The sequence below is a fragment of the Plantactinospora sp. B24E8 genome (assembly GCF_039871735.1).
Lineage (GTDB): Bacteria > Actinomycetota > Actinomycetes > Mycobacteriales > Micromonosporaceae > Plantactinospora.
The window spans coordinates 173,882-196,461 of the sequence record NZ_JBDPMH010000002.1 but is presented as its reverse complement, the minus strand read 5'-3'; the positions used below and the strand labels follow the sequence as shown (position 1 = coordinate 196,461).

The 22,580-nt window shown below is 71.0% G+C and carries 23 protein-coding genes; 11 read left to right on the top strand and 12 right to left on the bottom strand.

The window, feature by feature from the left end; translation table 11 throughout:
- Positions 1-28 precede the first annotated feature (28 nt).
- The 6 genes from ABGB21_RS04780 to ABGB21_RS04755 form a co-directional block, all read right to left on the bottom strand.
- A complete protein-coding gene (locus ABGB21_RS04780) occupies positions 29-1,624 on the bottom strand; it encodes a phosphatase PAP2 family protein (RefSeq protein WP_347653108.1) in 1,596 nt (531 codons plus the stop codon).
- 151 nt (positions 1,625-1,775) lie between these two features.
- Positions 1,776-2,819: a YihY/virulence factor BrkB family protein gene (locus ABGB21_RS04775; protein WP_347653110.1), complete on the bottom strand. Its 1,044-nt coding sequence runs from the start codon at positions 2,817-2,819 to the stop codon at positions 1,776-1,778.
- A gap of 132 nt (positions 2,820-2,951) precedes the next feature.
- Positions 2,952-3,974 carry a diacylglycerol kinase family protein gene (locus ABGB21_RS04770; RefSeq protein ID WP_347653111.1) on the bottom strand — a complete coding sequence of 341 codons (1,023 nt, stop codon included), beginning with the start codon at positions 3,972-3,974 and terminating at the stop codon, positions 2,952-2,954.
- Positions 3,975-4,114: 140 nt separating this feature from the next.
- Positions 4,115-4,693 (bottom strand): Clp protease N-terminal domain-containing protein, encoded by a 579-nt coding sequence (locus tag ABGB21_RS04765; protein ID WP_347653112.1) that lies wholly within the window; start codon positions 4,691-4,693, stop codon positions 4,115-4,117.
- On the bottom strand, positions 4,690-4,926 hold the full coding sequence (locus tag ABGB21_RS04760) for a helix-turn-helix domain-containing protein (protein ID WP_347653113.1): 237 nt from the start codon (positions 4,924-4,926) through the stop codon (positions 4,690-4,692). Before ABGB21_RS04760 ends, ABGB21_RS04765 begins: the two co-directional genes overlap by 4 nt.
- Before the next feature lie 225 nt (positions 4,927-5,151).
- Positions 5,152-5,670, bottom strand: coding sequence for a VOC family protein (locus tag ABGB21_RS04755; protein WP_347653114.1), 519 nt, complete (start codon positions 5,668-5,670; stop codon positions 5,152-5,154).
- Positions 5,671-5,762: 92 nt separating this feature from the next.
- Here ABGB21_RS04755 and ABGB21_RS04750 point away from each other — a divergent pair, with 92 nt between their 5' ends.
- On the top strand, positions 5,763-6,710 hold the full coding sequence (locus ABGB21_RS04750; RefSeq protein ID WP_347653115.1) for a YafY family protein: 948 nt from the start codon (positions 5,763-5,765) through the stop codon (positions 6,708-6,710).
- Positions 6,711-7,405: 695 nt separating this feature from the next.
- Here ABGB21_RS04750 and ABGB21_RS04745 read toward each other — a convergent pair.
- Positions 7,406-7,969 carry an NAD(P)H-dependent oxidoreductase gene (locus ABGB21_RS04745; protein ID WP_347653116.1) on the bottom strand — a complete coding sequence of 188 codons (564 nt, stop codon included), beginning with the start codon at positions 7,967-7,969 and terminating at the stop codon, positions 7,406-7,408.
- Between the two features lie 87 nt (positions 7,970-8,056).
- A complete protein-coding gene (locus ABGB21_RS04740; RefSeq protein ID WP_347653117.1) occupies positions 8,057-8,545 on the bottom strand; it encodes an SRPBCC domain-containing protein in 489 nt (162 codons plus the stop codon).
- 141 nt (positions 8,546-8,686) lie between these two features.
- Between ABGB21_RS04740 and ABGB21_RS04735 the strand changes: the two genes are divergently transcribed.
- From ABGB21_RS04735 to ABGB21_RS04725, 3 genes are all read left to right on the top strand, one after another.
- Entirely contained in the window at positions 8,687-9,112 is a 426-nt protein-coding gene (locus ABGB21_RS04735; RefSeq protein ID WP_347653118.1) for a helix-turn-helix domain-containing protein, read from the top strand.
- A gap of 267 nt (positions 9,113-9,379) precedes the next feature.
- Positions 9,380-9,814: a VOC family protein gene (locus ABGB21_RS04730; protein ID WP_347676475.1), complete on the top strand. Its 435-nt coding sequence runs from the start codon at positions 9,380-9,382 to the stop codon at positions 9,812-9,814.
- Positions 9,815-9,905: 91 nt separating this feature from the next.
- Positions 9,906-10,151, top strand: a complete 246-nt coding sequence (locus ABGB21_RS04725) for a hypothetical protein (protein WP_347653120.1) — start codon at positions 9,906-9,908, stop codon at positions 10,149-10,151.
- Positions 10,152-10,371: 220 nt separating this feature from the next.
- Here ABGB21_RS04725 and ABGB21_RS04720 read toward each other — a convergent pair whose 3' ends face one another.
- The 3 genes from ABGB21_RS04720 to ABGB21_RS04710 all read right to left on the bottom strand — a co-directional run bounded on the left by ABGB21_RS04720 (position 10,372) and on the right by ABGB21_RS04710 (position 13,775).
- Positions 10,372-11,382 (bottom strand): MerR family transcriptional regulator, encoded by a 1,011-nt coding sequence (locus tag ABGB21_RS04720; protein WP_347653121.1) that lies wholly within the window; start codon positions 11,380-11,382, stop codon positions 10,372-10,374.
- Positions 11,383-11,385: 3 nt separating this feature from the next.
- Positions 11,386-12,057 (bottom strand): HEAT repeat domain-containing protein, encoded by a 672-nt coding sequence (locus ABGB21_RS04715; RefSeq protein WP_347653122.1) that lies wholly within the window; start codon positions 12,055-12,057, stop codon positions 11,386-11,388.
- Between the two features lie 209 nt (positions 12,058-12,266).
- Positions 12,267-13,775, bottom strand: coding sequence for an MFS transporter (locus ABGB21_RS04710; RefSeq protein WP_347653123.1), 1,509 nt, complete (start codon positions 13,773-13,775; stop codon positions 12,267-12,269).
- A gap of 202 nt (positions 13,776-13,977) precedes the next feature.
- Between ABGB21_RS04710 and ABGB21_RS04705 the strand changes: the two genes are divergently transcribed.
- Together ABGB21_RS04705 and ABGB21_RS04700 are read left to right on the top strand one after the other, a co-directional pair.
- Complete coding sequence (locus tag ABGB21_RS04705) at positions 13,978-14,349, top strand: YciI family protein (RefSeq protein WP_347653124.1); 372 nt, start codon at positions 13,978-13,980, stop codon at positions 14,347-14,349.
- On the top strand, positions 14,346-15,554 hold the full coding sequence (locus ABGB21_RS04700; RefSeq protein WP_347676473.1) for a DUF6596 domain-containing protein: 1,209 nt from the start codon (positions 14,346-14,348) through the stop codon (positions 15,552-15,554). The genes ABGB21_RS04705 and ABGB21_RS04700 overlap by 4 nt, the downstream gene beginning before the upstream one ends.
- A gap of 320 nt (positions 15,555-15,874) precedes the next feature.
- Here the strand turns inward: ABGB21_RS04700 and ABGB21_RS04695 are convergent, their stop codons facing one another.
- Positions 15,875-16,492: a bifunctional 4-hydroxy-2-oxoglutarate aldolase/2-dehydro-3-deoxy-phosphogluconate aldolase gene (locus ABGB21_RS04695; protein ID WP_347653126.1), complete on the bottom strand. Its 618-nt coding sequence runs from the start codon at positions 16,490-16,492 to the stop codon at positions 15,875-15,877.
- 105 nt (positions 16,493-16,597) lie between these two features.
- On the opposite strand from ABGB21_RS04695, the gene ABGB21_RS04690 reads away from it, so the two are divergent.
- From ABGB21_RS04690 to ABGB21_RS04670, 5 genes are all read left to right on the top strand, one after another.
- Positions 16,598-17,425, top strand: a complete 828-nt coding sequence (locus ABGB21_RS04690; protein ID WP_347653127.1) for a protein phosphatase 2C domain-containing protein — start codon at positions 16,598-16,600, stop codon at positions 17,423-17,425.
- A 135-nt stretch (positions 17,426-17,560) separates the two neighbouring features.
- The gene (locus tag ABGB21_RS04685; RefSeq protein WP_347676471.1) at positions 17,561-18,409 is read left to right on the top strand and encodes a universal stress protein; all 849 of its coding nucleotides are present in this window, start codon (positions 17,561-17,563) and stop codon (positions 18,407-18,409) included.
- An 81-nt stretch (positions 18,410-18,490) separates the two neighbouring features.
- Positions 18,491-20,863 carry a phosphoketolase family protein gene (locus ABGB21_RS04680; protein WP_347653129.1) on the top strand — a complete coding sequence of 791 codons (2,373 nt, stop codon included), beginning with the start codon at positions 18,491-18,493 and terminating at the stop codon, positions 20,861-20,863.
- Positions 20,864-20,935: 72 nt separating this feature from the next.
- Entirely contained in the window at positions 20,936-21,337 is a 402-nt protein-coding gene (locus tag ABGB21_RS04675) for a hypothetical protein (RefSeq protein ID WP_347653130.1), read from the top strand.
- 241 nt (positions 21,338-21,578) lie between these two features.
- Positions 21,579-22,496, top strand: a complete 918-nt coding sequence (locus ABGB21_RS04670) for a helix-turn-helix domain-containing GNAT family N-acetyltransferase (RefSeq protein ID WP_347653131.1) — start codon at positions 21,579-21,581, stop codon at positions 22,494-22,496.
- Positions 22,497-22,580: the final 84 nt, after the last annotated feature.

The following is a 22,580-nucleotide window of genomic DNA, read 5'->3' as shown; positions in this document are numbered from 1 at the left end:
GCCCCGGCCGGGGCGGGGCGGGGCGCCCTCAGCCGGGGCGCGACGCCTTGGCCAGTTCGTCGTCGAACTTGTCCGGCCCGGCCGGGCTGGACCCGGACGGCACCGACACCGGACCCGTCGGTGCCGTCGACCCCGGCCCGGACGCCGCCCGCTCCGCCTCGGGCGTCACCGCTTCCGCTCGGTCGTCGGCCGTCCCGGCACCGTCGGGTGCCCCGGTGCGAAGTTCCTCGTTCGGCCGGAGCACAAACCAGAGCACGCCGATCCAGAGCGCGGTGAGCAGCAGTGCACCGGCGAAGTCACTCGGATGGTGCATGCCCCGGTACATCCGGGAGGTGGCCACGCCGAGCGGCATGACCACGGCGGCGAGCACGGTCAGCCACCGCCACCACCGGTCGGTACGCGGCATGACCAGTACCGCGATCGCCACCCAGAGGCACATGGTGGCCGCGATGTGCCCCGACGGGAAGGCAGCGGTCGGCAGCGGACCGTCCAGGTGCGGCACCTCGGGACGGGGCCGGTCGACCGCCCGGGCGGTGGCGAGGAACAGGCCCAGTTCACCGAACATGGTGAGCGCGAGGAACAGCACCGGTCGCCACCGCCGCCAGAAGGCCAGGGCGAGCGGGCAGAAGACCAGTGAGACGAGCAGGATCGCGTGGGTGTCGCCGGCCTTGCTCCACCAGTGGCTGACGTCGTCGAGTCGCTCGGTGCGGTGTGCGGCGAACCACTCCGGCACTGCCCGGTCCAGGGTGTCGACGAAGGTGCCGTCGAGGTGGTAGCTGACCAGGACGCCGAAGGCGTACAGGGCGCCGAAGACCAGCACCCAGCCGGTGATCAACTCGGCGACGGCGGCCCGCGGATGCGGCAGTACCCGCTCCTCCGCCGGTGGCGCGACCTCGCGGCCGGCCTCCGGCTCCAACCCCTCCTCCAGCGGCCGTACCGGACGACCCCGCTCGCGGCGCCACAGTCGGAAGGCGTACGCGGTGACGCCGAGCCAGGCCAGACCGAGTAGCCAACCGGCCAGGACGTCGGAGACGTAGTGCACCCCGAGCGCGACCCGGGTCACCCCGACCAGCACCACCACGGCGGCGACCAGGCCGGTCGCCGCCCGACGCCAGCGCGGCGCCATCGCCGGCAGGAAAACCAGCAACAGCGCCCCGTAGGCGACCATCGAACCGAGTGCGTGACCGCTCGGGAAACTGTTACCCGGCGCCGAGGCGACCGGTACGTCCACCACCGGTCGTAGCCGGCCGACGAGCTCCTTGACCGACGGGTCGAGCAGCAGTGCCCCGACCCCGGTCACGATCAGGTAGCAGGCGAGCCGTCCCTGCCGGCGGATGAGCAGGCCGACCACGGCGATGGTGACCAGCCAGAGCATGATCGGCCGGCCGCCGAGCGCGCTGACCGCGCTGATCACGGTGACCAGTCCGTCGTGCCGGGAGACCAGTTGGTTGAACCAGTCCGCGCTCTGGTGGTCGGCCTGCTGCAGTGGATCCCAGTGGAATCGGACCAGCAGCAGAAGAATGCCGAAGCCCGTACCGGCGCCGACCACCAACGCGAAGCCGGCCAGGCTCCGCTCCGCGAAATGTCCGAACGGACGTCGTAGCACCTCGCCGACCGTGGCCACACCCGCTCCCTTCCCGCGCCTGGCCTGCCCGGTACCCGCGCGGCTGCCCGGGTACACCCCCGTGGTCCGGCCGGCCGGACCACGGCCGGGGACGGCGGGTCGGGGACGGCCAACCGGGAACGGCCGACCGGAAGGGACGCGGGCCGGGGAGCTACGCGGCGTCGGCCGTGCCGCGTCGCGGCGTCGGTACGCTGGCGCCGGCCCCGCCCACCACGTCCGGATCGGAATCCGGGTGTGGCGGCGGCTTCCAGCGGTCCGGCTCGGCCGGCTCGTGGTCGCCGAGCCGCAACGCCTCCAACTGGGCGGCGAAGGCGAGACCACCGAAGAGCGCGATGCCGGTCAGGTTCGCCCAGAGCAGCAGCGCCATCATGCCAGCCAACGCGCCGTAGGTGGCGCCGAACGCGTCGCTGTAGCTGACGTACCCGGCCAACAGCAGACTGGCCAGCCACCACAGTGCCGTACTGAGGCCGGCGCCGAAGAGCAGCCACGACAGCCCCGGTTGACGACGCCGAGGAGCGTGGCGGAACAGGACGGCGACCGCGATCACGGTCAGTCCGAGGCTCAACGGCCAACGTACGATGTCCCAGGCCAGGTCGAAGCCCGACCCCCACCAGCCGTAGTGCCGGCGGACGGAGTCGGCGAGTGCGCCCCCGGCGACCAGGATGAAAAAGCCGAGCAGCGCCGGCGCCCCGGCACAGATCGCCAGGATCGCGGCTCGGACGTACTTCCACAGCGCCGGCCGGTCCCGCTCCACCCCGTAGATCCGGTTGGCGCCCCGCTCCACCTGCGCCATCGTGGTGGTCAACGCGACCATGCCGGTGAGCAGACCCAGGACCAGCGCCAGTTCGCCCGCGTCCTCGGTCCGGTCCGAGTCGACGAGAAGCTCCTTGACCACCTCGTCACTCGCCCCCGGGGTCAGCGCGACGACCGTGTCGGCGACCACCAGACCACCCTCCTGTACGCCGAGGTCGCTGATCAGACCGGCCATCGCGATCAGGAACGGCACCACCGCCAGGCAGAGCTGGAGCGCGAGGGCCCGGGAGTGGCTGAACGCGTCGCCGTACCGGAACCGGATGAACGCGTCCCGCAGCAGGTGCCAGCCGCCGTACCGGCGCAGGGTGTGCCAGGCGTCGTCGGCGGAGAGTTCGTCGTCCGCCATGACCCGGGTCTCCGGAACCATCCTGGTGCTGCTCACGACCTCACCTTCACCCTGCCGACCGTCCGTACGGGCTGCGGGGCTCGCACAACCCGCTCACTCCTCGCCCCTCACCCTGCCCACCGTCCGTGCGGGCTGCGGGGCTCGCACAACCCGCTCACTCCTCGCCCCTCACCCTGCCGACCGTTCGACGCGGCGCTCGCCGCGTTCCGCCGCCGCGTCGGCGTCCTCGGACAGGTCCGGCGCCGTCGCCGGCTGCGGCACACAGAGCCAGAGCGCGCCCGGGCGGACGACGGCGCTCAACGACCGCCCCGGGGAGATGAGGTCACCGTCCAACTCGCGGGGCTGGGCACGGTTGCTGGTGATGGTGACCCGCCGACCGCGCAGCACCTCCATCCGGGGTACCCGGTCGCGGCGGCGCAGCACGGCCCAGCCGAGCGACAACCAGTGCTGGACCGTCCGAGGAGTGAGCACCGCGATGTCGAGATGACCGTCGTCCGGTTCGGCGTCGGCGAAGAGTCGTACGCCACCCTGCAGTCGCCCGACGTTGGCCACCAGGACGGTACGGGCCCGGCGCCGCAGCGGCGGCCCGTCGTCGATCCGGATCGAGACCCGCATCGGCCGGTCCCGCAGGTGGCGGAGGCCGCCGACAACGTACGCGGGCCAACCGACCCGCGCCTTTGTCGTCTCGGAGGTGGCCGCGAGCATCTGCGCGTCGAATCCCATTCCGGCCATCACCGTGAAGAAGCCGTCCTCGCACTCGCCGACGTCGATCCGGCGGCGCCCCTGTTCGATCGCCACCTCGAGGCCGGCCGCGAGGTCGTTGGAGAGCCCGAGGTTGGCGGCGAGCAGGTTGCCGGTCCCGGACGGCAGGATGGCCAGCGTCACGTCGGTGTCGACCAGGGCACCGACGCAGGACATGACGGTGCCGTCACCGCCGCAGACGAACACCACCTCGGCGCCGTCCTCGATGGCCTGTCGGGTCTGTCCCCGGCCGGGGTCCTCGACGGTGGTGGTGAACCAGGCCGGCTCCGGCCAGCCGGCCGCGGTCAACGTCTCGGTGACGGTCCGGCGCAGCCCGTCGAGGTCGGCCTGTTTCACCGGGTTCACCACCACGGCCGACCTCGGCCCGGTCGTACCACGTGCGCGTGTGCCTCGTCCCTTCACGGCCGCCAGTGTGCAGCAGCCGGCCATCCGGAGCGACCCGGGCGGACGTGACGTGTTTCGCTCCCCGCCCTCGGTGTGGCGCCCGGCGTGTCGCAGCGCTGGCGGGGTGGCCGGGACGCCGCTGCGGTCCGGGGCACCGCCACGCGCCCCGGACCCGGCGGTACGCCTCAGGCCGCCTGACTGAGGCTGTTGAGGGTACGTCGGCGCAGCTCATCGAGGTCGAGGCCGGCCTCGGTGAGGATGAGCGCTCCGAGGCCGTTGCCCTCCCGCAGCACTCCGAGCAGGACGTGTTCGGCACCGATCCACCGGTGCCGCAGGTGGATCGCCTCCCGGAGGGCCAGTTCGAGGGTCTTCTTCGCCCGGGCGGAGAAGGGGCTGGAAAGCTCGACGCCGCCGAACGGCCAACGTCGTCGCTTCGACGGGGGCGGTTCGAGCGCCCCCAGGCCGAACGACTCCTCGATCTTGGATCGGACCGCGTCCAGGTCGATCCCGATCGCCCGCAGCGCCTCGGCGTCCCGCTCGTCGAGGTCGGCCATCCCGTAGGCCCGCCGCTCGAGATCGGCGCGGACCCGGTCCGCGTCGAGGCCGGCCTGCCGCAGCACCGGAGCCACCGAACTGATCTCCTCGTCAAGGAGGGCGAGCAGCAGGTGCTCGGTGCCGACGAGTCGGTGCCCCAGCCGGTCACGCTCGGTCACGGCACTCCGGACCACCTCGCGGGCCGACGTCGTGAACCGCTCGAACATCATGATCCTCCCAGGCTGCGCGTCGCCGATCGACCGGCGTGCTTCTTGTGGACTCCCTGCCTGCTGACTTCCAGCGCGTCGGCGATCTCCTGCCAGGACCAGCCCTGCCGCCGGGCGTTGTCGACCTGGATGACCTCCAGTCGTTCCAACAGCCGGCGCAGGGCCACCACGGCTCGCAGCCCGACCCGAGGGTCGGTGCTGCCGGCCGCCGCCGCCAGATCCGTTGCCTGACTCATGCTGTCAACTATGGTTGACAGCATGGGCGTTGTCAACCCCGGTTGACACCGGCCACGGCTCCGGACTTTCGGCCGCTGTGGGTTCTCAGGGAAGCTGATCGCTTCTCAAGGAAGTTGATCCGTACCTGATCGGTTCTCACGGAACTTGATCTGCCGGTCGCGGGCCGCCGGAAGGATTGGGCACCGAAAGCTTCTGCGATACGGCGTTTTGGACCATCACCGGGCTCAGTCGACCGGCAGGCGGCTGACGATGCTGTCGGTACGCCCGCTCAGTTCCAGGTCCAGGGTCTCCTGGGCGTCGCGCATCGCTTCGGCGTACTGCGGTTCGGCGAGCCGTCGCATTCCTTCCTCGGGTGCGACGTCCTCGACCATCGCGCTGATCCACCAGATGTTGCCGAACGGGTCACGTACCCGACCGCCCCGCTGCCCGAAGGCCTGGGTGGCCGGTTTGGTGACCACTCGGGCTCCGGCGGCGGCCGCGCGTTCGATCGTTTTGTCGGCATCGGCGACGAAGACCCGCAGTAGCGACGGCATGGCCGGCCAGTCCGCTAGCCGGTCGAAAGCGAGCAGTACGGTGTCGCCGACGCGGATCTCGGCGTGGCCGATCGTCCCGTCCTCCAGCGGTACGCGCCCCATCTCGACCCCGTCGAACACGGCGGTGATGAAGTCCAGTAACTGCCCGGTGTCCGGCGTGACGATCCACGGCGCGACGGTCGTGTACCCGGCGGGTGGGGTGCTGCTCATGAGATCTCCCTCGTGTCGTAGCGGACTTGCGCCCCTCACGGTAGGTCTCATATAGGTCAGTTCCGGTCCTAGTTGCGCGGCACAATGGCAGCATGCCCGACGCGCGCGCCCGATTGCTGTCCCTGCTGTCGCTGTTGCAGACCCCTCGGCTGTGGCCGGGAAGCGAGCTGGCGCAGCGGCTCGGGGTCTCCGGCCGGACCGTGCGGCGCGACATCGACCGGCTGCGTGAGCTGGGCTACCCGGTGCACGCCGAGCAGGGCGGGCTGGGCGGGTACCGGCTGACAGCCGGCGCGGCGATGCCGCCGCTGCTACTGGAAGACGACGAGGCGGTCGCCGTGGCCATCGGGCTGCGCACGGCGGCGACGCAGGCGGTGGCCGGGGCAGACGAAGCGGCGGTACGGGCGCTGGGCAAGCTGCTCCAGGTTCTGCCGGCCCGGCTGCGCCACCGAGTCGACACACTGACCTCCTCCACCGTGACCCACCCGTTCTCCCTGGCCACGGATCCGGTGAACCCCGACGCGCTGATCGTCACCGCCGCGGCGATCGCCAACCACGAGAGGCTGCGGTTCCGTTACCGCGACGAGGGCCGGCACGTCGAGCCGCGCGCCCTGGTGGCGGCCGGGAGACGCTGGTACCTGCTCGCTTTTGACCTCGATCGCGCCGATTGGCGGACCTTTCGGCTGGACCGGGTTACGCAGGTCGCCGCGACCGGTGCTCGGGCGGTTTCGAGGGAGGTACCCGGCGGGGACGTCGCCGCCTTCGTCGCCAGCCGGGCAATGCAGATGGCCCCGACCTACCCGGCCGACGTGGTGATCCACGCACCCGCTGCCCACGTGGTGGACCGCCTCGGCGGGCCGCCACCCGGTACCCTGACCGACCAGCCGGACGGTACCTGCCGGTGGCTCGCGCCGCCGGACACCGGCGAATGGCATGCGCTCCGGCTGGCATCGATCGGGCTGCCGTTCGAGGTCAACGGCCCGGCGGAGCTGGCTGCCCACCTCAGGTCGACAGTTGCACTGTTCCAGACCGCCACAGCGTGACCCGGCCGGTCCGGGACGCGGTCGCCACAAGTTGGGTGCGGCCACGTCCGCCGAGCGTCACCGCCGCCGCCCAGTTGATGTGCTCCTGAAACGAGCGCTCTCCGAACCCTCGCTCGCCACGGCGGACTGAGGACCGATCCGGGCTGATGCTGCGTGCCCGGTCGGGCGCGTCGCGGCGTCCTGGTGGGCCGGCTTGGTCTCCTCCGGCAACAAGAGTTCAGGTTCGGTGAGAAGAAGACACTCTGGTGCTTCTCACCGAAGTTGATCCGCTGCTGGTCGGCTGGCCACCCCGGATCACCCTCGGTGAGAACCCACAGCCGCTGTGGGTTCTCACCGAGGGTGATCCATTCTCACTGGATCTGATCCCTACCTGATCCGTTCTCACGGAACTTGATCCGAACCCGGCTGCGTGCCGCCGTCCGGGTCGTCGCTTGTCGGGGTACAGGCTGAAGTCCCGAGATCGGTACGCCATCTCCAGAACTGATGGGTAGGTCAGGCCCGGGTTGAGCCACCACGGACGTAACACTGAGTAATGAAGGCCACGCAGGCTGGGTGCGCGCTCACCGCGGCAGATCAGGGCGTCGTGATTCTCTCGGCCTATCAAGCATCTGGATCCGTTTGCGGACGCCGTCGCGACGGGTCAGGCCATCGCCTGGGCGGTGGCCTGACTGTCATCGCGAGCGGTCTGAGTGTGGTCAGGGTCGGCGCAGTGGTGCGAGCGCCTCGGCCCAGGCGGTCACCTCGGCGAAGAGTTGGCGGAGCATGGTGTTGTGGCGGTCGCCGGGGGTGAACGTGGTGAACGCCGCGAAGTCGGTGGCGAGTGACAGGCTGACCTGAGTGCGTACGCCGGCTAGCTGGAGACCTGCCGTGATGAGGCGCAGGTGTTCCACCGCGCGGGCGCCGCCGACGTTGCTGCCGTAGGAGACGAAGGCCGCCGCCTTGTTGTTCCACTCGCCGTAGAGGTAGTCGATGGCGTTCTTCAACGCCGCAGGGATCGATCGGTTGTACTCCGGGGTGACGAAGACGTATCCGTCGAACTCGGCGATCTTGTTGCTCCACTTCCTTGTGTGGGCGTGGGCGTAGGAGCCGAGTAGCGGTGACTGTGGTTCGTCGAAGACCGGCAGACCGTAGTCCTCGATGTCCACCACCTCGACGTCGATGCCGTCGTGCTGGCCGCCCTGCTCGGCTACCCACTCGGCCACCTGGTGACCGACCCGGCCGGGGCGGGTACTGCCGAGGATGATCCCGATGTTCGTCATGCCTGGTCCGTTCCTGCTGATCCGATGGTTACTGATGGTCGGAAACGTCCTGCTGCGCAAATTAATCGGCTCCATCCGACACGACTTTCACTGCCGTTGCAGACGCCGACGTCCGGATTGCAGCGCCGCGTCGAGGCCGTTCAGCCGCAGCACGCTTGCGCCGCGCAGGTGCGCCAGGTCCACACTGCCGTCGCCCTCGTACCGGAGAAACGTCACCTGTTCGGTCCATTCCAGGCGGGTTCCGTCCGTTTCGGCGTCGAGCCGAACGGTGACCAGCGAGGTCCATCGCAGTTCGCCGTCGACGACGGCCTCGTAGCCGTAGACGATCCGGCGGGTGCCCGTGATGTCGATGTACCGCGACCGGTACTCCAGCCGTTCGGGCGCGGTGTCCAGCCCGGTGTAGGTGCTGCGCGCCGTCTCGCCTCCGCTCACCCGGAAGTCGTGCGCGTAGGAAGCTTCGCTGCCGGGAAGCCGGAACCACCGCCGCCTGATCGCGGTGTCGGCGAACGCGGTGAAGACCTCGCCGGGCGGCACGTCGAGGTGCCGCGAGATCGTGAAGGTGTCGTGCCGGACCATGCCATCCTCCCGCTGTCACGGCCACGAAGGGGTGGCCGCACGTCAGTTACGATCAGTAAGAAACGTGCGCCCGCCGGTTTTAGTCCGGCTCTCCCATACGCACTTTGAAGTCAGCTACTGACGCATGAGGAACAGAGAGCCGTGACAAGCTTCCGTGGCACCGAACTCGCGCAGCGCGGGGTCGCGCCGGACTGCGTCCAGACGATCGAGCTCGTCCGCGACGTGCTGGCGCGGGTGGGCGACAAGTGGACGCTGCTGACCATCACGGTCCTGGCGTCCGGCCCGCTGCGCTTTACCGCGCTGCACGAGCAGGTCGCCGGCATCTCCCAGCGGATGCTCAGCCAGACGTTGCGCGCCCTCACCCGGGACGGGCTGGTAACCAGGACCGCATACCCGGAAGTACCCCCGAGGGTTGAATATGCCCTGACGCCGCTCGGCCGCTCACTGAGCGATGCCGTGGACGGACTCGTGTACTGGGTCCGTAGCCACCAGAGCGACATCCTCCGCAACCGCGACGAGTTCGACCAGGCACCCGCCGAGAACACAGCCACCCCGCCCCACACATAGCCGCGCCCTATCACCCGCAACTGCCGGAGCCGCAGGGGTAAGTTCACGAGAAGCAATCCGCGGCCGAAGGGTCAGAACGACCTCATAGGTGGGAAGACGACGGCCTGGGGCTTCTCACCGGATCTGATCCGCTGCCGGTCGGTTGGCCGCCCCGGATCACCTTTGCCGAGAACCCACAGCCGCACCGCTTTCGCCCTATCCGGTACGGTGGCAACAACCCCTTGCAGCTCATGGCAACGACGAAGATCTTGCCTCTATGATCGGCCGATGGCATCGGTCAGGCAGGTCCAGGTCACCTTCGACTGCGCGGAACCCGAGCGCGTCGCGCGCTTCTGGTGCGAGGTGTTGGGGTACGTCGTACCGTCACCACCGGAGGGGTTCGCCGCCTGGGACGATTACGAGCGCACGCTGCCGCCCGAGCGGCGGGGTGCCGGGTTCGCCTGCATGGATCCCACGGGTGCCGGCCCGCGGCTGTACTTCCAGCGCGTACCCGAAGGCAAGGTCGCCAAGAACCGGGTGCACCTCGACGTGCGGGTCGGCACCGGGCTCGTGGGTGAGGAGCGCGTCGCCGCGCTCGAGGCCGAATGCGCCCGACTGGTCGCGCTCGGCGCGACACGCCTGTACCTGCTGCGCGCCGACGAGTACAACGAGTCGTGCCTGGTGATGCAGGACGTCGAGGGCAACGAGTTCTGCGTCGACTGAGCGGCCGCGACCGGGGCACCGTCGCGAGGCGGCGTTTTGGCCGAGGGATACCACCCGCCGAGTCACGGAGCACGACGAACTGCTGGAGCGGATGCGCGTCGACGCGGAGCGGGCCGGCTTCGACTCCCTCGCGGTCGCCGCGTACTTCCAGGGCCGGGCCCGGCTTCGGGTACGCCAGGGCGAGCTGGACGCCGCGATCGCCGAGTTGGAGGAGGGGCGGGCCCTCGACCGGGGATACCTGTGCCGAGGCCAACCCGTCGACTTCCACGCGGTCTTTCTCGCCGGTCTCTACCCGAAGGCGGGGACGCGTACCTGCACGTGGCGTGCTCACCCGTGACACCGCCGTCGGTCCGGGGCACCGCCGAGGTGGGCGCGGCCCCGGATCACCTTCGCGGAGCACCCACAGCGCTCAAGCCCGTGCGGCCCGTTGACCGCCGTCACGTCCTCGGCCGCGGGTTGGACCGCGCGGATCGATACAGGCCGGCGCCGTTCGCGGCGGGCAGGTAGGGGTGCCGCCGAGGCCACGGCAACAGTCGCTCACCGCCCGGCGGTGACCGTTACCGTGCGTCGCGTAGCTGGAGAATGTACGTCGCGGTGAGCGCGACGCCGCGGTCCCGGTCCAGCGACAGCGCCACGAGGGCACGGGCGGCCATGTCTCCCGGGATCTCCGCGAGCGCCTGGGTGAGCCGCCGTCGGCGTGCGGACGCCTGACCGGCGCCGTCGTCGGCGAGGCACTCGACGATCCTCGCCGCGATCTGCTCCGCCAACTCCGGATCACTCGCCAACGCGCCCAGCGTGTCGGCCGCGTCGACGTCGTTCACCTCCTCGACGATCATGTCGACGAGCGTCGGAACCGCGTCGGCTCCGCCTCGTGCCCCGAGCGCCAGCGCCGCGTGCCGGCGGACCACGGTGTCGGAGTTCGCGAGGGCGTCCTGCAGCAGTGCGGTCGCGGCCGCACCCGGCATCTCGGCGATCGCCTGGACGGCCCGTTGCCGCACCTCGGGCACCGACGAGCCGAGGCCCTCCGCCAGCGGCGCCAGTCCGGCGTCGCCCGAGCGCGTCAACGCCCACCGAAGGGCTCCGGCGACGTTCGGATCCGTCTCGCTCAGCACCGCCTCGACCAGTGCCTCCACCGGCACCGGCACCTCTTCGGTCGAGGACAGGGCCGCACGCTGGCGTTTCCCGGCGCTCTCCGACCCCAGTGCCTGGAGGAGGGCGACGACGTGGAGGACGTCCTCCCAGTCGGCGGGTTCCGCGGCGCCGATCCGGCGGAGTCGGGTGAGCAACTCCGTCTCCTTCGCGATGCGTTCCCGGGTCCGCCGGATGAGGTCGTCGACGAGTCCGGCGGGGGTGAAGCCGGGATCGTCGAGCGCGCGTCCGACGTCACGCAGCGAGAGCCCCAACGACCGGAGGCTCTCGATATGGAAGATCCGCCGGACGTCCTCGCTGGAGTACTCCCGATAGCCGGTGCCGGTACGGCCCGTCGGCCGCAGCAGGCCGAGCGACTCGTAGTGCCTGAGCATGCGGGCGCTGACTCCGGACCGCCGGGCCACGTCACCGATCAACACCGCTCATCCCACCTCCCGGTTGGCCGGGCCGAGGGCCACGACGCGTTTCGCCTCCTCGACCGCGAACTCGAATCCGGCCTCCGGGTCGTGCCACAGCCGGTCCGTGACGATCGCATGCTCCCGGACCCGAGGGTCGGGGTCTGTCGTCGCGGTGGTCAGGGCCGGCATGATCACTTCACCGAGCGCGATCAGCGCCCGGCTGAGGCTCAACCGCGTCTCACGCTCGCCGCGCCCGAGCTGTGTCACCAACACCCCGACCAGGTCGGGTTTCTCCGCTTCGGGCACGAGTACCACCGCGGCGCGCCAGGCGCTGCGCGCCACCTCGTCGTCGGGATCGGTCAGCAACTCCCGGGTGATCGCCGGCCAGGCCTGCCGATCTCCGATCTTGGACAGTGTGTGCAACGCCTGGCTCCGTGCCAGCGCACTCCCGGAGCGGAGCTCCCCGACGAGCTTCGGGACCGTCAGTGCGGCCGGGTGGCGGGTGAGCGCCCAGGTGAGGATTTCGCGTACGTGGAACTCGGGTTCGACCGCGCATCGTTCGACGAGCGTGTCGACGAACTCCGGGGCGGGGGTCGTGCCGAGCGCCAGTGCGGCTCGCAGCCGTACCGACGGGTTGCCCGCCTCCAGGCCCTGGAGAGCCCGCCTCGCGTCCACCTGGTCTTTCGACATGATCATCGGGATCACCTCCTTGATGCAGTGAAAACCTTGCCACCGTGTCAAGGTCAAGCGGAGTCACACCGCGAGATGAGTTCCCTCGGCCCACCGGGGCCACCTGGGGATCGGCATCCGCCACCGACGAGGAGCCGACCGGCGGGAAGCCGACCGGACGCGTCCGTCGACCGCCCACGGTCGTCCTCGGCGCGCACAGGGTGCCCGGTGCCCGCTCACCGCGCCGTCTGTCGGTCGGCCGCCCTGGGCCCGGGATGGCGTGCGGCCGGGGTGGTGCGGGTCGGCGGGCGCATGGCCAGGATCAGGACGGCCGCCCCGGCGAAGACGACCGCGACGACAACGCCGGTGACGTGCAGGCTGGTGGTGAACGCCTCCCGCGCGCCGTGCAGCAGCGCCGCGCCCTGGCCGGCGGGAAGCTGCCGACCCACCTCGACCGCGTCGGCGAGTGACCCGGACGCGCCACCCATCCGGCTCCGGTAGACGGCCGCGGCCAGCACACCGATCAACGCGAAGCCGAGCGAGCCACCGAGGTAGTTGCCGGTCTCCGACATCGAGGCCGCCGAGCCGGCCCGCTCCGGCGGTACGGATCCGACGACCAGTCCGGTGCCGAGCGCGAACAGCGGGCCGGTGCCCAGCGCCAGGACTGTGATGCCGATCATCACCATCGGCAGAGCTCCCGCACCGTCGACCCCGACCAGCAGCAGACCGCCCAAGGCCGATCCGGTCAGGCCACCGGCGATCGCGGCCGGCTGACTCGTCCACCTGGTCAGCACCGGCGCGGCCAGGGTACCGGCCGCCGATGCCAGGCCCATCGGCGCGAACAGCACCGCGGCCGCGAACGGCGAGAAGCCGAGTACGCCCTGCAGATACTGGGTCACGATCAGACCGGTGCCCGCCATCGCGATGCCGGCGAGGAGCAACGCGACGAGGACCGCGGCGAACGGGCGGTTGCGGAGCAGCCGCAGGTCCAGCAGCGGTGTCGTCAGCCGCAACTGCCGACGTACGAACAGCAGCCCGACGACCGCGCCGACGACCAGGGCCACGGCCGGGCCGGTCGACGCCTTCTCGACCACCAGCTGCTTGATGCCGTAGACGATCAGAAGCACCGCCACGAGGGACAGCCCGACGCTGGCCAGGTCCAGTCGACCGGCCCGGTCGCTGCGGAATTCGGGTAGCAGGACCGGTCCGGCGAGTAGCAGCAGCGCCATCGCCGGTACGGCCACCAGGAACACCGACCCCCACCAGAAGTGCGCGAGCAGCAGCCCGGAGAAAACGGGTCCGAGCGCACCGCCGGTGAACTGGCAGGTCGCCCAGATCGCGACAGCCCGCCCGCGCTGCCGTCCGTCCGGAAACATGTTGGTGATCAGGGCGAGCGTGGACGGCGCCAGGGTGGCACCGGCGACCCCCAACAGCAACCGCGTGATGATCAGCATCAGCGGGCTGACCGCGAAGGCGGCGGCGACCGACAGGACGAGGAACGCCGCTCCGCCGATCATCAGTAGCCGTCGGCGACCGATCCGGTCACCGAGCGTACCCATGGTGATGACCAGCCCGGCCACCATGAATCCGTAACCGTCACTGATCCACAGCTGCTGGACGCTGCTGGCACCGAGGTCGGCGCTCAGCTGTGGGAGCGCGAGGAGCAGCGCTGTCATGTCCATCGCGACGAGCAGTGTCGGCATCAGGAGGACGACCAGTCCCAGCCATGCCCGGTTGACCCGCATATCCCAAATTCCTGTTCTCTCGAGGTTCCGTTGCTGGTCGGAGCGGTCGAGAGCTTCTTGACACCGGTACGGAGAAAAGCAGCCGGAACCTGTGCCAGAGTTCGGACGGAAGATGTCGAGGACGGGATGTCAAGACTGCGGCGGCGGCTCCGACCAACGGGTGGAACGGCCCGGTGGGGCCGCTGACGACGAGGAGCCCAGGATGCAGTTCCTGATCAGCATGTACATCAACCCGGCGGTGCTGGACGCGCTGACCGAAGAGGAGAAGGCGGCGATCGGCGCCGGCCACGGCAGGTTCCTCGAGGCACTGAAGGCGTCCGGCGAGTTGATCACCACCCAGGCACTGGTCGACCCGTCGCAGGCCGCCGTGGTGTCGGTCCGCAACGGCCAGCCGGTGGTGACCGACGGACCGTTCCTGGAGTTCAAGGAGTTCCTGGGCGGTTTCTACCTGGTCGACTGCGAGAGCCGGGAGCGGGCGATCGAGCTGGCGGCGCAGATTCCGGACACCACGATCGAGGGTCTGGGGGTCGAGGTGCGGCAGGTGATGTTCGCCGACGGACAGTTGGAGGCATGACGGCACCAGGGGTCGAGGACCTGTTACGCGAGCTCACGCCGCAGGTCCTCGGCGTACTGGTCCGGCGGTACGGTCAGTTCGAGGGGTGTGAGGACGCCGTGCAGGAGGCTGTCCTCGCCGCCACGGTGGGGTGGCCGGCCGAGGGCGTGCCGGACAACCCGCGCGGCTGGCTGGTGACCGTGGCGTCCCGGCGGCTCATCGACGAGATGCGCAGTGACCACGCACGCCGGGAACGGGAGGCGGCAACGGCCCACGAGGTGACGCCCGAGGACGTACCGGATACCGACGACTCGCTTGTCCTGCTCTTCCTCTGTTGTCATCCGACGCTGACCGCCGCCTCCCAGACCGCGCTGACGCTGCGCGCGGTCGGCGGTCTGACCACCGCCGAGATCGCCCGCGCGTTCCTGGTGCCGGAGGCGACCATGGCGGCCCGGATCAGCCGGGCCAAACAGCGGATCAGGTCCGCCGGCAGTTCCTTCCGCCTGCCGGAGGGCGCCGAACGCGAGGAGCGGCTACGGGTAGTCCTGCAGGTGCTCTACCTGATCTTCAACGAGGGCTACACCGCGTCCTCGGGCGGCCGGTTGCACCGTCCCGACCTGGCCCGGGAGGCCATCCGGTTGACCAGGATGGTGCACTCACAGCTGCCCGAGGACGGCGAGGTGACCGGGCTGCTCGCGCTGATGCTGCTCACCCACGCCCGCCGGAGGGCACGGACGACGTTGGCCGGCGACCTGGTGCCGCTGGACGAGCAGGACCGCACGACCTGGGACCGGGAGATGATCGACGAGGGCACCGAGCTGGTCAAGGCGTCGCTGGCCGGCCCGGCGCTGGGGCCGTACCAGTTGCAGGCCGCCATCGCCGCCACGCACGCCGACGCGGCAACGGCCGAGCAGACCAACTGGCCGCAGATACACGCCCTCTACCTGATCCTGGAACGGATCGCGCCCAACCCGGTGGTCACCCTGAACCGGGCGATCGCCCTCGCCGAGACCGAGGGTCCGACGGCCGGGCTGGCCCTGCTCTCCACGCTGGACGCCGACGAGCGGATGGCCGGGTTCCACCGGCTGCTCTCCGTGCGGGCGCATCTGCGGGAGAAGGTCGGCGACACGGCCGGGGCCCACCGGGACTACCGGCGCGCCGCGAAGGCCACCGCCAGCCTCGCCGAGCAGCGCTACCTGGAGTCGCGGGCCAGACGGCTCAGGTGACGACCGGCGCTCAGCCGGCGTCCTGGTACGGGCTGCGCTGTCGCGCCTCGGCCAGTACGCCGCCCCACCAGGCGAGCTGGTCGAGCATCGCCTTGACCGCCGGACCCGAGCCGTCGGCGTCCACAGGTCGGCCGCGCGCCGAACCGTTCCCAGTACCGGTCGAAACTGACGGTGTCCCGGATCGTGACGGGGGCGCTGCGGATGGTGGGCGGTCCGCCCCGGGGCGTCCGCGCCGCCCCGGGCCGTACCGCGACCGGCTGAGCCCTCGGCCGGAGCCGGTCGCGCGCCCGGCCCGGGGTCGGCAGGGGCAGACCGGGAGGTCAGGCGACCGCGGCCAGGAAGGCGGTCGCGCGCAGCCGCAGGCCGGCCAGGTCACCGCCGCGCGGCGCGTCGCCGAGCAGCGGGGTGCCGACCCCCACGGCGAGCGCGCCGGCGGCCAGGTAGCCGGGTGCGGAGCCGGTGTCGACCCCGCCGAATGGTACGAACGGCACCTCCGGGAAGGGCTCCCGCAGCGCCGACAGGTACGCCGGACCGCCCAGCGAGGCCGGGAAGAGTTTCACCGCGGTCGCCCCGGCCAGGCTGGCCGCGACCACCTCGGTCGGGGTCAGCGCGCCGACCAGGGCGGGAAGCCCGAGCCGGACACACTCGGCGACCGCCGGCACGACCCCCGGGGTGACCACGAACGACGCGCCGGCCTGCTCCGCCTGCACCACGTCGGCCTCGGTGAGCACCGTGCCGGCACCGAGCGGGGCGTCCGGACCGAGCGCCGCCCGGGCTCTGACCAGTACTCCGGCGGCGTCCTTCGAGGTCATCGAGACCTCGACCAGGCGGATTCCGGCCTCGGCGAGGACCAAGACGCACTCCAGCGCCGCGTCCGGGTCGTCGGCCCGGACGACCGCCAACAGACGGTGCTGTCGCAGCGCCTCGGGCAGGTTCACCGCCCCATCCTCGCAGCCCGGTCCCCCGTGCTGGGCCACGTTGGGCTAACGGACATTTCGGCCATACCACTCAGGCCGTCGACGAACTTTGCTAACCTCCCGGCCATGCACCGAAGCCCTGTCCCGGGTCCGGATCGGATGCCCGTCGAGGGCGACGTCACCCGCGTCTTCCCGCACGCCGGACACCGACTCGAGGTCGCCGCCGGCACCCGGGTCGGTCACCGCTACCGGGCGAACTTCGACGTCCTGCACGTCGACCCGAAACTGCCGTTCGTGGCGGTGGCCGACGGGATGGGCGACGGCCGGGGCAGCACCGTCGCCGGCGACACCACGATGGAGACGATCGTGGCGGCGGTACGGGCGGCAGGCCCCGACGTCGGCCCCGCCGAACTGCGCGCCGCGGTCGCCGAAGCACAGACCCGGGTCCGGGCCGCCGGCCGCGAACTGGGCGAGTTGACCGGGTGCACCTTCACCGGGTTGATCGCGGCGCCGGAGACGTACGGCGAGTGGGGCGGGCCGGTCGAGGCGTACGCCTGGATCGTGCAGCTCGGCGACTCGCGCGCCTACCGACTCCGGGACGGGCTGCTCGAACTGCTCACCGTCGACCACACCGCGGCCTGGCTCGGCGCCGTCTACGGCTGGTACCCGGCCGACTCGGCGGAGGCCGCCGCGGCCCGCTACCAGCTCACCCGGTACGTCGGCCATCCGAGCGCCCCGGAACCGGACCTGCTGCACGTCTCGCTGCGCCCCGGCGACATCTACTGCGTCTGCACGGACGGGGTCGCCGAACAGCTCGACTACCAGCGGCTGGCCAACCGGCTCGGCACCGCGGGCAGCCCGGGCGAGTCGGTCCGGGGCATCCTCGCCGACACCCTCGCCGCCGGTGGTCGGGACAACGCCACCGTCGCGGTGCTGCGGGTCCGGTCCGGCTGAGCACACCACCGGGCCCGGCAGCCTACCCACCAAAACCGGGCACATCCGGCAAGCCGCCTCGATATCCTCGGCCTGTGACTGGTTACCCCGCCCCGGCACGACACCGCTGACCGGCGGGCTGATCCGGTGGACGCCGTGCAGGATCCGACCGAGACGCCCTTCGTCGTGGTCGGGGTCGACGGCTCGCCGCTGAGCCTGTCCGCGGTCCGGCTCGCCACCCAGGAGGCCGCCCGGCACTCCCGGCCGCTGCGGATCGTGCACGCGTTCAACTGGGTCGCCGACCCCGCCGAGCCGATGCCGGCCGAACCCCGACGCCCGGCCGAGGAGCTGCTCGACCACGCGATCGACGTCGCCACCCGGACCCGGCCGGAGGTACCGGTCAGCACGGCGCTGATCGAGGGGCCCGTGCTCACCACCCTGCTCCGCGAGTCCGGTTCGGCCGCGCTGCTGGTCATCGGCGACGGCGGGCTGACCCTGAACCCGGACGTACCGGCCGACTCCGACGCGACCGCCGTGCAGCTCGCCGCCCGGGCCGGATGCAGTGTGCTGGTCGTCCGGGAGGAACTGCCGGCCCCCGGCCCGGTGATGGTCGGCGTCGACGGCTCCGCCAGCTCACTGTGTGCCCTGGACTTCGCCTTCGACACGGCGACCCGCCGGTCCACCGAACTGGTGGTGGTGCAGGTCTGGGATCCGGACGTCCGGACCGGTGCGGTGCCACCGGAGGCGGCCGAGCAGTTGGCCGAGTCGGTGGCGCCGTGGCAGCGCAAGTACCCGTCGGTCGCGGTCCGGCAGGAGGTACGGACCGGTGCTCCGGAGTCGGCTCTGCTGGAGGAGGCACGCCGGGCCGAGATCGTGGTGGTCAGCGCCCGGGGCGACGAGCCGTGGCGGGGCATGCTCGGCGCGGTCAGTCAGGCGATGCTCTACCACTCCCCGGCACCGGTGATCGTCGTACGCAGCTCGCACGGCCTGTACATCCAGGAGTGAACCGGGCGTGGACGGGGCACGTTCCGCGGTGGGCGGACACATCCAGGCAACGAGGCGGCCCCGCAGGGTCAGGAGGCGCAGATGGTGAAGACGTCGACGGACCCACGGGTCCGGCTCAGCGACGGGGAGCTGGACCGGATCGACGCGTACTGGCGGGCGGCCAACTATCTCAGCGTCGGGCAGATCTACCTGCTGGCGAACCCGCTGCTGCGCGAGCCGCTGGCGCCGGAACACGTCAAGCCCCGGCTGCTCGGCCACTGGGGCACCGACCCGGGGTTGAACCTGGTGTACGTACACCTGAACCGGGCCATCGTGGCACGCGACCTGGACATGATGCTGGTGACCGGGCCGGGCCACGGCGCTCCGGCGATCATCGCGAACACCTGGCTGGAGGGGACGTTCACCGAGCGGTACCCGTCGGTGGGCCGGGACGAGCCCGGGATGGCCGAGCTGTTCCGGCAGTTCTCCTTCCCGGGTGGAGTGCCGAGCCACGTGGCGGCGGACGTACCGGGTTCGATCCACGAGGGCGGCGAGCTCGGCTACGCGCTGATGCACGCGTACGGCGCCGCGTACGACAACCCCGACCTGGTGGTCGCCTGTGTGGTCGGGGACGGGGAGGCGGAGACCGGGCCGCTGGCCGGCAGCTGGCTCTCCAACGTCTTCCTCAACCCCGCCCGCGACGGCGCGGTGCTGCCGATCCTGCACCTCAACGGCTTCAAGATCGCAAACCCGACGGTGTACGCCCGGATCCCCGAGACCGACCTGCTGTCGATCCTGCACGGCTACGGCTACCAGCCGTACGTCGTCGCCGGTGACCAGCCGAGGGAGGTGCACCAGGCCCTCGCCGGCACCCTCGACCGCGCACTCGACGAGATCGCCGAGATCCAACGTCAGGCCCGCCGGGGTGGCCGGGTGGAACGCCCCCGCTGGCCGATGATCGTGCTCCGTACGCCGAAGGGCTGGACCGGCCCGGCCGAGGTCGACGGCGTACCGGTCGAGGGGACCTTCCGCTCCCACCAGGTGCCGCTGCCCGAGGTGCGGGAGAATCCGCAGCACCGGGCCGAGCTGGAACGCTGGCTGCGGTCGTACCGGCCGGAGGAACTCTTCGACCCGACCGGCGCCCCGGTGCCGGCGCTCGCCGACCTGGTCCCCCGCGGCCACCGGCGGATGGGCGCCAACCCGCACACCAACGGTGGTGAACTCCTCCGCGACCTGGTACTCCCCGACTACCGGACGTACGGCGTACCGGTCGGCGAGCGCGGTGAACCGGTGATCGGCGCGACCGGGGTGCTCGGCCCCTGGGTGCGGGACGTGATCCGGGCGAACCCGGACCGGTTCCGGCTGCTCGGCCCGGACGAGGTCGAGTCGAACGGGCTGTCCGCCGCGTTCGAGGTGACCGACCGGGTCTTTCTCGGGGCCATCGAGCCCGGTGACGAACACCTGGCGCCGCAGGGCCGGGTCATGGAGGTGCTCTCCGAGCACCTGTGCCAGGGCTGGCTGGAGGGTTACCTGCTGACCGGCCGGCACGGCATCTTCACCAGCTACGAGGCCTTCATCCACATCGTCGACTCGATGCTGAACCAGCACGCGAAGTGGCTGAAGGTGACCCGGGACATCCCCTGGCGCCGCCCGATCGCCTCGCTGAACTACCTGCTCTCCAGCCACGTCTGGCGGCAGGACCACAACGGCTTCTCGCACCAGGACCCCGGTTTCATCGACCACGTCGTCAACAAGAAGGCCGAGGTCGTCCGGGTCTATCTGCCGCCGGACGCCAACACGCTGCTCTGCACGATGGACCACTGCCTGCGCAGCCGGCACTACATCAACGTGGTCATCGCCGGCAAACAGGGCGCGCCGACCTGGCTGAGCATGGCGGACGCGGTCATGCACTGCCGCCGGGGACTGGGCATCTGGGACTGGGCCAGCACCGACACCGGCAGCGAACCGGACGTTGTCCTCGCCTGCGCGGGTGACGTACCCACCCTGGAGACGCTCGCCGCCGCCGAACTGCTCCGTCACCACCTGCCCGAGCTCCGGGTCCGGGTGGTCAACGTGGTCGACCTGATGCGCCTGCAACCGGAGGCCGAGCATCCGCACGGGCTGCCCGACTCCGAGTTCAACACGATCTTCACCACCGACAAGCCGATCATCTTCGCGTACCACGGCTACCCGTGGCTCATCCACCGGCTCACCTACCGTCGCACCAACCACCCCAACCTGCACGTCCGGGGCTACAAGGAGGAGGGCACCACCACCACGCCCTTCGACATGGTCATGCTCAACGACCTCGACCGTTTCCACCTCGTCATCGACGTCATCGACCGGGTCCCGCAGCTCGGTGCCACCGCCGCGCACCTTCGGCAGGCGATGGTCGACGCCCGGCAGGAATGCCGCGACCACACCCGCACGTACGGCGAGGACCACCCGATGGTCGCCGACTGGCGCCAGCGGTGAAGACCGGCGCGACGGTTGCCGCCGTTCCGCACGTAGTAGAAGATGAACGCTCAACTATCGAAAGGTGGAAATATGTTGAGGCGTCATCGACTGCTCGCCACCGCCGGCGTCGCCGTACTGGCCGCCGGTCTGACGTCCGTCGGGTCACCGGCCGCCGCAGCCACGCCCGGCTGCGCAGGCTACGAGCTCACCCACACCGGGCACCTGTTCGAAGGCCACCCCGCCATCCCGTGGTCGTACTTCTTCGCCTTCGGGCCCGGCCCGGTGGAGGTGTGTCTGGACGGCCCGGACGGCGCCGAGGTCGACCTGATCCTGTGGCGGTTCATCGAGAACGGCCCGGAGGTCGTCACCAGCCCGACGCCGGGGGCCGACAAGACCCTCACGTACGCCGGACCGGGCCTCAGCGCCTACCGGGTCACGGCCGTGGCCAACCGGGGCAGCGGCACCTACACCATCGGCGTCAACACCCCCTGATCCCGACGGTGTGAGCAACCCGCCCCCCGGGGCGGCGTACGCGACCTGCTTCCGAAGCGGTGTGCGCGACCCGCTTCCGAGGCGGTGTGCGCGACTTCCGGCGGTCACCGAAGCCGAGCGGTGACCGCCGGAGTTTCGGCAGCGGCGCCGGCGGGTCAGCGCGCGCCACGACCAGACCTTGACAATCCCGGCCACCCACAGACATCTTTGACTGAGTCAATGATTCAGTTGAGGTGGTCACATGAACACGTCCACTCCCGTCGGTGCCGTCCGAGACTTCAACCGCTTCTACACCCGGGTCGTCGGGCTCCTCGACGAGGGACTACTGCGCACGTCGTACTCGCTGACCGAAGCCAGGGTGATCGTCGAACTGGCCGGCCGGGGTCCGACCGAGGTGCCGGACCTCCGCCGTGACCTCGCCCTCGACCCCGGCTACCTCAGCCGCATCCTCGCCCGGTTCACCGCCGACGGCCTGGTCACCCGGACTCCGTCGGTGACCGACGGCCGGCGTCAGGTGGTCGAACTGACCGAGGCCGGCCGCGCGGTGTACACGATGCTCAACGAGCGGTCCGACGAGCAGGTCGGCTCGCTGCTCTCCGGGCTGTCCGACGAGGACGTCCGGCGACTGGTCGAGGCGATGCGGACCATCCGGACGGTACTCGGCCCGCCGCCACCGCCGCGCGGCTACCTGCTCCGCGAGCTCCGACCGGGTGACGCCGGCTGGGTCGTCCACCGGCACGGCGTACGGTACGCCGCGGAGTACGGCTACGACCTGCGGTTCGAGGCGTTCGTGGCCCGGATCGTCGCCGACTACCTCGACGGACCCGACAGCCGCCGGGAGAACGCCTGGATCGCCGAGGTCGACGGCCAGCCGGTGGGCAGCATCTTCTGCGTACGCCGGGACGAGGAGGTGGCGCAGCTCCGGCTGCTGCTGGTGGAGCCGGGCGCCCGCGGCCTGGGCATCGGCGGCCGACTGGTCGACGAGTGCCTGCGGTTCGCCCGGCGGGCCGGCTACCGCGAGATCATGCTCTGGACCAACGACGTGCTGACCGACGCCCGACGGATCTACGAGAAGGCCGGCTTCGAACTGCGTGAGCAGAACCGGCACGACAGCTTCGGCTTCGAGGTGGTCGAACAGGTCTGGTCACGGCCGCTGTGAACCGGCCACCGCACGGGCCGTGGTCCGGCCGGCGGGTCAGCGCGCCGGGAACCCGGGAACGGCGGACCTGGGCCGCACCGTCCG